Origin of the sequence: Catellatospora sp. IY07-71 (assembly GCF_018326265.1) — a bacterium.
Lineage (GTDB): Bacteria > Actinomycetota > Actinomycetes > Mycobacteriales > Micromonosporaceae > Catellatospora.
This window is the reverse complement of record NZ_AP023360.1, coordinates 3799141-3811858: the sequence shown is the minus strand read 5'-3', so window position 1 is coordinate 3811858 and position 12718 is coordinate 3799141. Positions and strand designations below refer to the sequence as shown.

The following is a 12718-nucleotide window of genomic DNA, read 5'->3' as shown; positions in this document are numbered from 1 at the left end:
CGGTGCGACCCGGGTGTCGCCGTGGCGACTTCCGGCTCGTCCGCCCACCTGGCGCGCACGCCCTCGGCGCCCCGGCCTGACCGCATGCCGACAGTGCTCGTGGCCGACCGGTGGCTGGTGCGGCCCGGGCCGCACGCAGCAGGCTCGCAGGCAAGCGCATCGATGCGCACTGTCGTGAGAGGACTTCTGATGCGGCGCACCCTCGCCCTGCTCCTCGTAATCCCGGCCCTGGTGGTGCTGCCCGCCGCACCGGCCCTGGCCGCCACCGTCACCGTGACCACCACCGCCGACGTGGTGAACGGCGGGGACGGCCTGGTCTCGCTGCGCGAGGCCGTCGACGCGGCCAACGCCGCCGCCGGGCCGACCATCATCGAGCTCGCCGCCGGGGCGTACACCCTGAGCCTGTGCGCCGACGACGACACCAACGCGGGCGGCGACCTCGACGTCACCACCGCGCAGCCGGTCACCGTCGACGGCGGCGGCGCGACGGTGACCCAGACCTGCCCGAACGAGCGTCTGCTGCACACCCTCGACACGGCCGGCGCGGTCACCGTGCAGGACGTGACCCTCACCGGCGGCCAGGGCCCCGGCGCGGCCGTGCAGTACGCCGGCGACCTCGACGTGGTGGACAGCACCGTGTCCGGCAACGACGCGGGCGGCGGCGCGGTGCTCAACAGCGAGGACGGCGTCTCCGGGGCGAGCCTGGACCTGACCGGCTCGACGCTCGGCCCGAACACCGGCACCGGCATCCGCGTCTCGTTCGGCACGGTGCACGTCACCGACTCGGTCATCTGGCAGCACACGCTGCGCGGCGTCGGCCTGATCGACGGCGCGCTGACCGTCACCGGCTCCACGGTCACCCAGAACGGCACCGGCGGCCTGAGCACCACCGGGCAGGGCTCGGGCCTGTTCGCGCTGACCGACTCGACCGTCTCCGACAACGACGGCACCGGGGTGACCTGCTCGGCCTGCGGCCACCTGGAGGTCACCGGCTCCACCATCAGCGGCAACAGCCCCGGGCCGGCGTCGCCGGGCGGCGGCATCGTGGTCAACGCCGACCAGGACACCCCCACCGACGAGCTGCACGTGTACGTCACGAACAGCACGGTCAGCGGGAACACCCGCGACGGGGCCGGGGGCGGGCTGGGCGTGTTCATCCTGGAGAACACCGACGGGCCGCCGCCCGCGCAGATCGTGCTGACCGGCTCGACGTTCAGCGCCAACGGCGCACTGGGCGCCGACGGCCGGGGCGGCGGCGTGTACGCCGAGACCGGTGAGATCCGGGTCGACAACTCCACGCTGACCGGCAACAACGCCGACGTCTCCGGCGGCGCGCTGTTCGGGGACAGCGGCGACGTGTTCCTGCGGCACGCCACCGTGTACGGCAACTTCGGCCCCGTCGCGTCCAACGTGGCCACCGGCGCGGACCTGCACGCCTTCGCCTCGGTCGTGGCACTGGGCACCGGCGGCGCCGACGAGTGCGCGATCGCGGGCACCACCACGTCCACCGGGTACAACGTCGGCGGCGACGGCTCGTGCGCGTTCGTGGCCGGGCCGGGCGACCTCAACACGACGCCCGACGCGGGCCTGCTCGGCCTGGCCGCCAACGGCGGCCCGACGCAGACGCTGCTGCCCACCGCGGCGAGCCCGGTCAACGGCCGGGTGCCCGCCGCGGCGTGCACGGTGCTCACCGCCGACCAGCGGGGCACCGCCCGCCCGCAGGGCGCCGCGTGCGAGACCGGCGCGGTCGAGGTCAGCGAGGTCCCGCCGGCACCGGCCTGCACGAAGACCGGCACGCCCGGCCCGGACGTGCTGATCGGCACCGCAGGTGCGGACGTGCTGTGCGGGCTCGGCGGCGCGGACACGCTGCTCGGCCTGGGCGGCGACGACGAGCTGCGCGGCGGCGACGGCAACGACCTGCTGATCGGCGGCGCCGGTGACGACACCCTGTACGGCGGGGCCGGGGCTGACCTGCTCATCGGCGCACCGGGCACGGACGTCTACGACGGCGGACCGGGCGGCGACCTGTGCGTACGGCCCAGCGGCACGCCGTTCTGCTGACCTGGACCCGGCCGGGGCCCGCGGTGCGGACGGGCCCCGGCCGGGCGATGTGCCGCCGTGCGGTCAGCCGACGCGCACGGCGAGCTTGCCGATGGTGCCCCCGGCGAAGTCGGCGAACGCCTGCGGCACCTCGTCGAGTTCGTAGACGCGCTGCACCGGCACGGTCACCCGGCCCGCGCGCACCTCGCCCGCCAGGCGTTCCATCGCGGCGGGCGCCAGGACGGCGTTCACCGGCACGGCGACCAGGTCACGGCCGAGCATCTGGTCCGGCCCGACGCCGAGCAGGCTGGTGAACCGGCCGCCGGGCGCGAGGAGGTCGGCCAGCTCGAACGGCTCCCCGGCCAGGTGCACCACGGCCCGCACCCCGCCCGGCGCCACGGCGGCGACCTGCGGGATGAACTCGTGCCGGTAGTCGATCACGTGCGCGGCGCCGAGACGGCGTACCAGCTCGGCGCCCTGCGGCGACGAGGCGGTGGCCAGCACGACCGCGCCGCGCGCGGCGGCCAGCTGCACCACGATGCAGCCCACGCCGCCGGTCGCGCCCGCGACCAGCACGGTGTCGCCGGGCTGCGGGTCGATCGCGATAACGGCGGTCTCCGCGGCGGACCCGGCCAGGCCCAGCACCCCCGCCGTGGTGAGGTCGAGCCCTTCGGGCACCCGGGCCAGGCTCGCCGCCGGGACCACCACGTATTCGCCGAAGGCGCCGGCCTGCAGCGGGAATCCCAGCACCACGCCGAAGACGCGCTCGCCCTCGGCGTACCCGCCGACCCCGGGGCCGACCTGGTCGATCGTGCCCGCGAAGTCGCGGCCGAGCACGACCGGGAACCGGTGCTCCATGAATGACGCCATGTAGCCGCTGACCACAGCGGTGTCGAAGCCGTTCAGTGACGACGAGGCGACCTTGACCCGCACCTCGTCCGGCCCGGCGGACGGTGTCTCCAGCTCCGCCAGCCGCGCCGCTCCCCCGAGTTCCGCGCTGATGACCGCGCGCATCCGCTCTCCTCACTGTCCGTCCATGGTGGATTCCGCGACGTTACGGCCCCGGCCAGGCACGCCGATACCGTCCGCGACGACGGGGTCCGGCGGCCCTCCGGACACCGGGACCGCCGCACCGGCGACCACCACTCGCCCGGCGCATGTCCTCAAACGGCGCGCCTCTCCTCGATCGGCCGCCGGACCCGCCGGAAGCGGTGACGACAGCACCCCGTCAACCTGGTAGAGGATGATCCACAGTGGACGGTCACCCGCCGTTCGCGCCCGCATACGCAGAGAGCGCTCTCTTGACGGCGGCGTCACGCGGATTTAACGTGACGCGTATCGATTTATAAAGAGTGCTTACCGAAAAGGTGTCCCGCTCGACCGCCTGGTAGCACGCTCCGCCCGCTCCCTGGAGGTAGGTCCCATGCGCAGAGCAACACGGCTCATGGCCCGCGTCACCGTGGCCGCGCTCGCCGCTGCCACGCTCACCGTGCCCGCCACCGTCATCACCGCCACGCCCGCCCTCGCCGTCGGCCCGCAGACCTGGTCCGACGAGTTCAACGCCGCCGCCGGCACTCCCGTCAACGGCAGCAAGTGGAAGTTCGACATCGGCGGCGGCGGCTGGGGCAACAACGAGCTGCAGTACTACACCAACAGCACCAGTAACGCCGTGCACGACGGGGCCGGCAACCTGGTCATCACCGCCCGCCGGGAGAACCCCGCCGGCTACGGCTGCTGGTACGGCAGCTGCCAGTACACCTCGGCACGGCTGCTCACCGCCGACCGGTTCACCCAGACCTACGGCCGGTTCGAGGCGCGCATCAAGATCCCGCGCGGCAACGGCATCTGGCCCGCGTTCTGGATGCTGGGCAGCGACATCGCCACCAACCCGTGGCCGAACAGCGGCGAGATCGACATCATGGAGAACATCGGCCGCGAGCCCGGCACCGTCCACGGCAGCCTGCACGGCCCCGGCTACTCCGGCTGCTGCTCGCTCACCGGCTCGTACACCATGCCCGGCGGGCAGCGGCTGGCCGACGCGTTCCACACGTACACCGTCGACTGGGCGCCGGACTCGGTGACCTGGTACATCGACGGCATCCAGTACTCCCGCAAGACCCGCGCCGACGCCGGCACCAACCGCTGGGTGTTCGACCACCCGTTCTTCATGCTGCTGAACGTCGCCGTGGGCGGCAACTGGCCCGGCTCGCCCGACGCCAGCACCGTGTTCCCGCAGCAGATGCTCGTCGACTACGTGCGCGTGTTCGCCCACGACGGCGGCACGCCGTCCGGCGCGACCTCGCTCATCGGCCAGAGCAGCAACCGCTGCATCGACATCCCCAGCTCCAACACCGCCAACGGCACCCGGCTGCAGATCTGGGACTGCAACGGCACCGGCGCGCAAAAGTGGAGCTTCGAGGCCGACGGCAGCCTGCGCGCGCTGGGCAAGTGCATGGACGTGGCGGCCGGCTCCTCCGCCGACGGCGCGGCCATCCAGCTCTACGACTGCAACGGCACCGGGGCGCAGAAGTTCGTCCTCAGCGGCGCCGGCGACCTGGTCAACATCCAGGCCAACAAGTGCGTGGACGTGACCGCCAACAACACCGCCAACGGCACCAAGCTGCAGCTGTACACCTGCAACGGCACCGGCGCCCAGAAGTGGCGCAAGGGCTGATCGCACCGCACCGGTGCGCCCCGGCCACTGCTGGCCGGGGCACACCGGTTTCTTAACGTCCCCTTACAGCCTGGCCGGCAGGGCTGACAACTTTCCCGCTTCTACTGTGGACTGCCCCTGAAGCCGCCGCAGGCTTCCGCAGGATCCACCGAAACGGGGACGTCATGCCTGTAGGACACTCCACACCCCTGGCCTGGGCCGGGCGCACGGCGGCGCTCTGCCTGCCGCTGGCCCTCGGCCTGGTCGTCACCTCGACCGCGTACGGCCGTCCGGCGCACCGGCCCAAGCCGCACCCCACCGCATCACCGAGCGCGAGTCCGACACCCGCGCCGCAACCCTCTCCCACGGCCACCGGCACGCCCGCTCCGACCGCGTCGGCGACCAGCACGCCAGGTCCGGTCCCGACGGCACCCGGGGTCCCGGACACGCTGCGCCTGTCGTCCTACCCCTACGACGGCTTCCAGTTCTGCGCGGGCGGGCACCCCGTGTCCACCAGCCTGACGCCGACCCTCGCCGCGTCTCCCACCGAGCCCGACGGCAGCTATCCCGGCCCGGCGCAGCCCTACCCCGACCTGGTGGGCAGGTTCGAGATCGCGCTGCCGGACGGCGCGGCGTTCCTCAGCGTGCTGGCCCCGCACTCCAGCGACTACGTGCTGGCCTATGGGGTCCCGCCGGGCGTGCTCACCGACGGCGAGTACCGGTGGCGGGTGCGCGCCGAGGACGGCGCCGAGGTGTCGGCATGGGCGCCGTGGTGCTCGTTCACCGTACGCACCACGGCCTGATCGTCGGTGCGCGGCGGTAGCCTGTCCCGGTGGTGCGCAGGGTGCGGCACATCCTGGACGCCCCGGGCAGGCTCAGCCCGCGGGCCCGCGCCTACCTGGCCGCCCACGGCGTACGCCACCAGGTGTGGACCGCCGACCAGCACCGCCGCCACTGGCACCGGCAGGGCCGCACCGACGCCGCGATCGAGCCGCTGGCCGAGTTCCAGATGCGCTGGGGCGGCCTGGCCCTGCCGCCCACCACCGAGTACGAGGGCGGCCCGCGGCTGCTCGACGCGGCCGCGCTCACCGAGCACGACGGCTTCGCCGCCGGACCGGCGCGCGGGGCGAACGCGTACACGTTCCGGGTCGACGGCCAGGGCCGCTTCGGCATCCACGGCGGAGACACCTGGGTGCCGCTGCACGGCTCGGTGGACGGCTGGGTCGAGGCCGCCGCCCTGGCCCACCTGGCCACCGCGCTGCCCGCGGACGTCGGCCTGGCCACCGGCCCCCGCGTCGACGAGCTGCCGGGGCGGTACGGCCTGCGGCGCGTACGCGAGGTCGACGGGCTGGCCGACGAGTGGTGGCACGGCGACCGCACGCTGCTCGCGGTCCATCGCGGCGAGGCCCGCCTGTTCGGCAACCCTGCCTACCAGACCGCCTACCTCTACACCGGCATCGACGACCTGGCCGGCCACCTGCGCACCGGGTGAGCAGGTGCGCCCGGCTACTACGCTCTGCGCGTGACTCCCGCTGAACCGCTGCCCTCGCGGATCCTGATCTACGGGGTGTACGGCTCCGGCAAGACCACCCTGGCTGTACGCCTGTCGCGGCTGCTCGGCATCGCCTGGCGGCCCGTCGACGACCTGACGTGGGAGCCCGGCTGGCGTGAGGTGCCGATGCGGATCCAGCGCGAGCGCATCGCCGAACTGTGCCGCCGGAAGTCCTGGATCCTCGACGGGGCGTACCGCGACTGGCTCGACATCCCGATGGCCTCGGCCGACCTGATCGTCGCACTGGACTTCGGGCGCTGGCTGACGATGCGGCGGCTGCTGCGCCGCACCGCGCGCCTGGTGTCCACCGGCGAGACCATCTGCAACGGCAACCGCGAGACGCTGAGCAGCGTGCTGTCCACTGAGTCGATCATCCTGTGGCACCTCGGCTCGTTCGGCCGCAAGCGCCGCCGGATGCGGCAGTGGGCCACCGACTCGCCCGGCCCGCGGGTGCTGCTGTTCCGCACGCCGGAGGAGCTGGACGCGTGGGTCGCCGGGCTGCCCGTCAGCTCTGCGGAGGCTGGACCACGGCGAAGGTGAGGCTGCGCCGCACCGCGAAGCCCATCGCCTCGTAGAGCCGGATCGCGCCGGTGTTGTCGCTGGCCGCGTGCAGGTACGGCGTCTCGCCACGCTGGCGCACCCCGGCCGCGACGGCCCGGATCAGCCGGGTCGCCAGGCCCTGGCCGCGGTACTCGGGATCGGTGCAGACCGCGCTCAGCTCGGTGAACCCCGGGGGGTGCACGCGCTCGCCCGCCATCGCCACGAGCCTGCCGTCGCGGCGTACGCCCAGGTAGGTGCCCATCTCGATGGTGCGGGGCAGGAAGGGTCCGGGCCGGGTGCGGGAGACCAGGTCCAGCATCTCCGGCACGTCGGCGGGGCCCAGCCGCACGGCCTCGGGCTCGTCCGCGACCTCGACTCCGGCGTCGACGAGCTGCACGACCTCGTCCTGCCAGCCGACCTGCCAGCCGTCCGGCACCGGGTGGTCGCCGATGACCACGGCCCGGCCGTCGGCACCGATCAGCGCCGCCAGATCAGCCCAGTCCCGCCCGTCCGCGCCCGGGGGCAGCGCGGCGAACGGCGTCACCTCCGGGTCGTAGCAGGCGGCCCGGCCCTGCCTGCGGACGAAACCCGCGTGCGGCCCGGCCAGCGCCGCTCCGGCGGGGTCGTCGAGCACCCCGGTGTCGACCGCGAACGAGCCCACCGCGCTCCCCTCCCCGTGTGACCTTTGCCCTGCTGAGCAGCAGACGTCATCGTAGCCACCGGGCCGTGCGGGCACGGCGGCAGCCGGAACGCCGGCGGCCGGCTCCGCCCGCAGGACGCCGCCACGGGCCGACGGCCCGGTCGACCGGGCGGTGGCCGATCGCATTGCCGGCCGGCACCCGCCATGATGATCGAGAAGCCGGGTCAGGACCAGTTGGTGAGCCAGCGGTCGATGCGGCGCAGCTGCCGGGGCGTCAGGCCGGCCTCCACCGGCGGGGCGACCACCAGCGCGCTGGCGCCCCACGGCCGGGTGTCGGCGGCGCGCAGCTGGCGGCGCGCGTCGTCGTCGGTCCACAGCAGCGGCCGTCCCTGCGCGAGCACCCGCTGCGCCGCGGGCAGCTTCCACCAGGTCTGCCGGGTCCTGGCCAGCGGGGTCGCCAGCTCGGTCTCCTGGGTCCCGAACTCGGGGCTTTCCCGCACCGGCCACACCGGCAGGCCGAGCGCGGTGCCCACGTTGACCGAGTTGTGCTGCCATGTGCTGTGCCACCAGATCTCGGCCCGGCCCTGCTCGTGGACCCGGCGCAGGAAGTCCAGGACCGGGGTCGCGGCCAGGATGGGCCACTCCAGGTCGTGGTTGCTGGGCGCGGTGGTCCGGATCCACTCCCGCTCGGGCCACACCCGCCGGTCCGGCTCGTCGGTCACCGCGTTGATCACACCGTCGATGTCCAGCAGCCAGATCGGCACCCCCGACACGGCCGGCCGTCGTCGCAGCACCTCACACCCTCCCTCCATGGACGACAAGCAGTGTCGCCGCGTCCGGCGGACCTGGCAGGCATACCCGGCACCGCACCGCGCGACCAGGAAAAGATAAATCGATTGCGCCACGAACCGGTACGCCGATAGCTTCTCCGCACACCTCCCGGTGCGCTGGTGACGGCTACTTCCTCGAACAAAGACGCCGTCGCCCACCTTGTCTCGGGAGGTGCTGTCACGCCGCAATCCCGTCCGTGGGCGAGCCGCCCGCCGGGCCAGGGGCCGGGGTCGTCGACCGCCGGTCCGCGCCGCTCAGGCGACAGAGCAGCACAGTGTCGCCGTCGATCGTGATTTCGGGTGTGTGGTGCGCCGTGACCGTTCCGGCGCCGGATGGGGGACGTCCTTTTGGCCCGGTTCAACTTCAAGGTGCGCGAGAACCGTCACGAGCTCGAAGAGGTCACCGTGGTGCCGCTGCGCACGGCGGCGGGCGGCGCACGGCGGATCGTCCCGCAGTGGGTGACCGAGGAGGGCGCCCCGGGTTTCGTCCGCACGCCCCGCCTGGAGCTGTACCTGCTCGCGGTGTCGTACATGGTGGGCGAGGACGCGTTCTACGAGCGGGCGGGCAGCCGTCACGAGCGCTTCCGCGAGCTCGTGCGCACCGTCGCGGTCACCGACGCCGACTGGTTCGCCCGGTTCGTGCCGTGGCTGCGGCTCGGCGCGATGCTGCGCTCGGCGTCGGTCGTGGCGGCGCTGGAGGGCGCGTACGCGCAGGTGCAGGCCGGTGTCCCGGGCTCGCGTGCGCTGGTGGACGCGGCGCTGCAGCGGGCCGACGAGCCGGGCGAGGCGCTGGCGTACTGGCTGTCCCGGCACGGCCGGACCATCCCGAAGCCGGTCAAGCGGGGCGTCGCCGACGCCGTGCGCCGCCTCTACACGGAGAAGAACCTGCTCAAGTACGACAGCGCGGGTGCCGCGGTGCGTTTCGGGGACGTGGTCCGGCTGACCCACCCGGTCGCGGTCGCGCCGTGGCAGGGTGACCTGTTCCGCCACGCCGTCGACCGCTGCCTGGGCCGTGACCGGGGTGTGCCGGACACGCTGCCGGTGGTCCGGGCGCGGGCCGAGCTGATGGCCACGCCGGTCGAGCAGCGGCGCGCGGTCACCGACCCGGCGGTGCTGGCCCGTGCGGGCATGACCTGGGAGGCGCTGGCGGGCTGGCGGCAGTCCACGATGGACGCGGCGGCCTGGACGTCGATGATCCCGAACATGGGCTACTTCGCGCTGCTGCGCAACCTGCGCAACTTCGACGAGGCCGGAGTCGGCGACGACACGGCCGCGGTGGTCGCCGCGCGCTTGTCGGACCCGGCCGAGGTGGCCCGCGCCCGGGTGCTGCCGATGCGTTTCCTGTCGGCGTACCGGGCGGCGCCGAGCCCGCGCTGGGCGGAGCCGCTCGCGTCCGCGTTGCAACATGCTCTGGTCAACGTGCCCGCGCTGGACGGGCGAGTGCTGATCCTCATAGACACCTCTGGCTCCATGTCGATGCCGTTCAGCAAGGACGGCTCGCTGCGGTTCTGGGACGCCGCGGCGGTGTTCGGCCTGGCCGTGGCCGCGCGGGCGGCCGAGCCGACGGTGGTGTCGTTCTCCACGGGCAGCCGGGCCTTCCCGGAGGTGGCCGGCGAGTCGCTGCTGGCCGGGCTGGACCGGTTCAAGGCCGGGTACTTCCTCGCGCAGGGCACCGAGACCAGGGCGGCGGTCCAGCGGCACTACGACGGGCACGACCGGGTGGTCATCCTGACCGACGAGCAGGCGTCCTGGCACGGCGACCGCAACGTGGCGGCCTCGGTGCCGGGCCGGGTGCCCGTGTACACGTGGAACCTGGCCGGTTACCGCCTCGGCCACGCGCCGTCGGCCGCGCACCGGCACACGTTCGGCGGGCTGAGCGATGCCGCCTTCCGGATGATCCCGCTGGTCGAGGCAGGTGACAGCGACTGCTGGCCGTTCTAGGCGGCCGCTGCGGCACGGCGTGCGCCGCGGTGCCGGTCGTTGCCGACCGGTGGGGCACCCGCTAGTGTCCGCGGCGCACGGCGGCCGCACCGGCCGGCGAAGGAGGCGCAACACCATGGCATCGTCCGGGGTGGTTTTCCCCGTCAGCAGCGGCACCGACCGCAGCACGTCCGCGCTGGGTCGGGCGGTGGTCGCCGACGCCCTGCGCGAGATCGACCCGATCGGCGCGCGGGCGGCCGAGCACGAGACGAACTGGCGCGCCGACTACCTGGTGCACTTCCGGCGGCTGGTGGAGGCGGGCCTGCCCGACGGCGGGGCCGCGCGGCGCAGTGCGGCCGCGGGCCTGGCGTCCCTGCACGACCGGATGCGAGTGGTGTACGCCGACCGCGAGGTGGGGCTGCGCGACGCCTTCGACCGCGCGCCGGAGCCCGGCGAGCGGCTGGACACGGTGACGGTGACCGGTGACGGCGAGGTGGAGCGCGAGCTGTCCCTGCCGTACCGCGGCGAGCGGCTGCGCGGCGACGCGCTGGCCCGGCAGCTCGACGCCTGGGTGGCGGCCGGGGTGATCGAGCCGGGGTGTGCCGAGGCGGTGCGCGCGGTGCAGGCGAACCCGGACTGGCTGGACCTGTCCGATGTACGCGTGGTGGCGCTGGGCGCGGGCGCGGAGATGGGGCCGACCCATTCGCTGCTGCGCTGGGGCGGCGACGTGGTCGCGGTGGACCTGCCGCGGCCGGGGCTGTGGCGCAACCTGCTGCAGACCGCGTCGCGCTACGGCGGGCGGCTGCGCGTGCCGGTGTCGGCGGCGAGACAGAGCCGCGACGACCTGGCCGAGGTGGCGGGGGCGGATCTCCTGCACGACCTGCCGGTCGTGGCCGAGTGGCTGCTCGGCGTCGAGGGCAGGCTCGCCGTCGGCAACTACGTCTACGCTGACGGAGCGACCAATCTCCGGGTCTGTGCCGCGGTGGACGCGCTGACCGAGCACCTGCGCGCGAGCCGGCCGGACACGGCGCTGGCGTTCCTGGCCACGCCGACGGACGTGTTCGCCGCGCCCGCCGAGGCGGTGGCGCATGCGGACGCGAAGTACCGGGAGTCGGGCGGCGTGCTGCGTACGCTGCGCGGCCCGTTGCGCATGGTGTCGGCGGGGCGGCTGCTGCGGCGCAACTACCCGCCGGACGCCGACCCGGGCGTGTGCGACAGCCTGGTGGCGCAGCAGGGGCCGAACTACGCGCTGGCCAAGCGCCTGCAGCGGTGGCGGGCCGCGACGGCGCGGGCGCAGGGCGCGACGGTGAGCTTCACGGTGGCGCCGCCGACGCGTACCCGATCGGTGGTGAAGAACCGGGTGCTGGCCGCGGCCTACGCGGGGGCCCCGGCGTTCGGGGTGGAGGTGTTCGACCCGGCCGTGAGCAACACGCTGATGGCCGCGCTGCTCGTGCACGACCTGCGCAATCCCCCGCCGGTACGCGAGCACGTGTGGCAGGAGGAGGCGGCGGGCGCCGCGCACGGCGGGCTGTGGCGCATGCCGTACGCGCCGCGCAGCGCCCTGGGCCTGGCCGCACTGCTCGGCTTCGGCGGCGCGCGCAACTGACCGCGCCGCCGCCGGCCGCGCCACCACGGGACATGGCGCGGCCCCACCGGCGGCGGGTGCCGTCGGCGGGGCCGCCGCGCCGGGCTCAGGCCAGCGTCTTCAGGTACGCGTCCAGGGCCTGGTAGGACTCGTTCGCGCCGCCCTCCATGCCGGAGGCGACCATGCCGTCGCGGTCCTCCTTGTTGGCGAAGGTGGAGGTGCCGGTCAGCACGGTCTTGCCGTCCTTGTACTCGAAGACCAGCCGCTCCACCGAGATGTGGCCGGGCATGCCCTCGAACTCGAAGGTCTGCACGATCAGCTCCAGCGGGACGATCTCGCGGATCTCGCCGCGGAAGGCCCACTCCTCGCCGTTGTCGCCGTGCTCGACGATGCGCCACTTGCCGCCGGGCCGGAAGTCGTGCTCGGTGATGTCGGCCTCGTGCCCGCGGGCCCACCACTTCTTCAGGTGCTCGGGCTTGGTGTGCACCTCCCAGACGAGCTCCAGCGGCGCGTCGAAGCTGCGCGTCATCACGATCTCGAGGTCGCCCCGCAGCTTGACGTCCAGGGTCTTGGTCTCGCCCATCTCACTTCTCCTCGGTGTCGGGACCCTGCTCCTGCAGAGTCCGCAGGTATTCGTCCAGCCTGTCGTAGCGCTCGTCCCAGAAGCGCCGGTATTGGTCAGCCCAGTCGGCGATGTCGCGCAGCGGGGCCGCCTCCAGCCGGCAGGGGCGCCACTGCGCGTCCCGGCCGCGGGTGATCAGGCCCGCCTGCTCCAGCACCTTCAGGTGCTTGGAGACCGCCTGGAGGCTGATCGGGAACGGCTCGGCGAGCTGGTTCACGGTGGCCTCGCCGTCGGCCAGCCGGGCGAGGATCGCCCTGCGGGTCGGATCGGCCAGCGCCGCGAAGACCAGGCTCAGTCGGTCCATGACCGCCTCTCTATTCAACCGTTCGGTTAATC

At 73.8% G+C, this 12718-nt stretch carries 12 protein-coding genes; 7 read left to right on the top strand and 5 right to left on the bottom strand.

Annotated elements, in window-relative coordinates; genetic code table 11:
• The first annotated feature begins 189 nt into the window (after positions 1–189).
• Positions 190–2061: a right-handed parallel beta-helix repeat-containing protein gene (locus tag CS0771_RS17125; protein ID WP_212841919.1), complete on the top strand. Its 1872-nt coding sequence runs from the start codon at positions 190–192 to the stop codon at positions 2059–2061.
• 63 nt (positions 2062–2124) lie between these two features.
• Here CS0771_RS17125 and CS0771_RS17120 read toward each other — a convergent pair whose 3' ends face one another.
• Complete coding sequence (locus CS0771_RS17120) at positions 2125–3054, bottom strand: NADP-dependent oxidoreductase (RefSeq protein WP_212841918.1); 930 nt, start codon at positions 3052–3054, stop codon at positions 2125–2127.
• A 409-nt stretch (positions 3055–3463) separates the two neighbouring features.
• On the opposite strand from CS0771_RS17120, the gene CS0771_RS17115 reads away from it, so the two are divergent.
• From CS0771_RS17115 to CS0771_RS17100, 4 genes are all read left to right on the top strand, one after another.
• Positions 3464–4714, top strand: coding sequence for a glycoside hydrolase family 16 protein (locus CS0771_RS17115; RefSeq protein ID WP_212841917.1), 1251 nt, complete (start codon positions 3464–3466; stop codon positions 4712–4714).
• Positions 4715–4878: 164 nt separating this feature from the next.
• Complete coding sequence (locus tag CS0771_RS17110) at positions 4879–5496, top strand: hypothetical protein (protein WP_212841916.1); 618 nt, start codon at positions 4879–4881, stop codon at positions 5494–5496.
• A gap of 29 nt (positions 5497–5525) precedes the next feature.
• Positions 5526–6185, top strand: coding sequence for a hypothetical protein (locus CS0771_RS17105; protein WP_212841915.1), 660 nt, complete (start codon positions 5526–5528; stop codon positions 6183–6185).
• Between the two features lie 30 nt (positions 6186–6215).
• Entirely contained in the window at positions 6216–6785 is a 570-nt protein-coding gene (locus CS0771_RS17100; protein WP_212841914.1) for an adenylate kinase, read from the top strand.
• Here CS0771_RS17100 and CS0771_RS17095 read toward each other — a convergent pair.
• Both CS0771_RS17095 and CS0771_RS17090 read right to left on the bottom strand, forming a co-directional pair.
• Positions 6751–7446: a GNAT family N-acetyltransferase gene (locus CS0771_RS17095; protein ID WP_244870848.1), complete on the bottom strand. Its 696-nt coding sequence runs from the start codon at positions 7444–7446 to the stop codon at positions 6751–6753. The two genes, CS0771_RS17100 and CS0771_RS17095, sit on opposite strands and share 35 nt — an antisense overlap.
• Positions 7447–7649: 203 nt before the next feature.
• Positions 7650–8219 carry an HAD domain-containing protein gene (locus tag CS0771_RS17090; RefSeq protein ID WP_212841912.1) on the bottom strand — a complete coding sequence of 190 codons (570 nt, stop codon included), beginning with the start codon at positions 8217–8219 and terminating at the stop codon, positions 7650–7652.
• Positions 8220–8588: 369 nt separating this feature from the next.
• Here CS0771_RS17090 and CS0771_RS17085 point away from each other — a divergent pair, with 369 nt between their 5' ends.
• Together CS0771_RS17085 and CS0771_RS17080 are read left to right on the top strand one after the other, a co-directional pair.
• Positions 8589–10196 carry a TROVE domain-containing protein gene (locus tag CS0771_RS17085; protein WP_212841911.1) on the top strand — a complete coding sequence of 536 codons (1608 nt, stop codon included), beginning with the start codon at positions 8589–8591 and terminating at the stop codon, positions 10194–10196.
• Between the two features lie 115 nt (positions 10197–10311).
• A complete protein-coding gene (locus CS0771_RS17080) occupies positions 10312–11781 on the top strand; it encodes a hypothetical protein (protein ID WP_244870847.1) in 1470 nt (489 codons plus the stop codon).
• An 85-nt stretch (positions 11782–11866) separates the two neighbouring features.
• Here CS0771_RS17080 and CS0771_RS17075 read toward each other — a convergent pair whose 3' ends face one another.
• Entirely contained in the window at positions 11867–12343 is a 477-nt protein-coding gene (locus tag CS0771_RS17075) for an SRPBCC family protein (protein ID WP_212841910.1), read from the bottom strand.
• Between the two features lies 1 nt (position 12344).
• Positions 12345–12686, bottom strand: a complete 342-nt coding sequence (locus CS0771_RS17070; protein ID WP_203747083.1) for a helix-turn-helix transcriptional regulator — start codon at positions 12684–12686, stop codon at positions 12345–12347.
• Positions 12687–12718: the final 32 nt, after the last annotated feature.

Bases quoted from the DNA above. Each gene is read 5' to 3' on its own strand.
- CS0771_RS17080 (WP_244870847.1), top strand. From the start codon at position 10,312: ATGGCATCGTCCGGGGTGGTTTTCCCCGTCAGCAGCGGCACCGACCGC.
- CS0771_RS17075 (WP_212841910.1), bottom strand. From the start codon at position 12,343: ATGGGCGAGACCAAGACCCTGGACGTCAAGCTGCGGGGCGACCTCGAG.
- CS0771_RS17070 (WP_203747083.1), bottom strand. From the start codon at position 12,686: ATGGACCGACTGAGCCTGGTCTTCGCGGCGCTGGCCGATCCGACCCGC.
- CS0771_RS17125 (WP_212841919.1), top strand. From the start codon at position 190: ATGCGGCGCACCCTCGCCCTGCTCCTCGTAATCCCGGCCCTGGTGGTG.
- CS0771_RS17085 (WP_212841911.1), top strand. From the start codon at position 8,589: ATGGGGGACGTCCTTTTGGCCCGGTTCAACTTCAAGGTGCGCGAGAAC.
- CS0771_RS17115 (WP_212841917.1), top strand. From the start codon at position 3,464: ATGCGCAGAGCAACACGGCTCATGGCCCGCGTCACCGTGGCCGCGCTC.
- CS0771_RS17120 (WP_212841918.1), bottom strand. From the start codon at position 3,054: ATGCGCGCGGTCATCAGCGCGGAACTCGGGGGAGCGGCGCGGCTGGCG.
- CS0771_RS17110 (WP_212841916.1), top strand. From the start codon at position 4,879: ATGCCTGTAGGACACTCCACACCCCTGGCCTGGGCCGGGCGCACGGCG.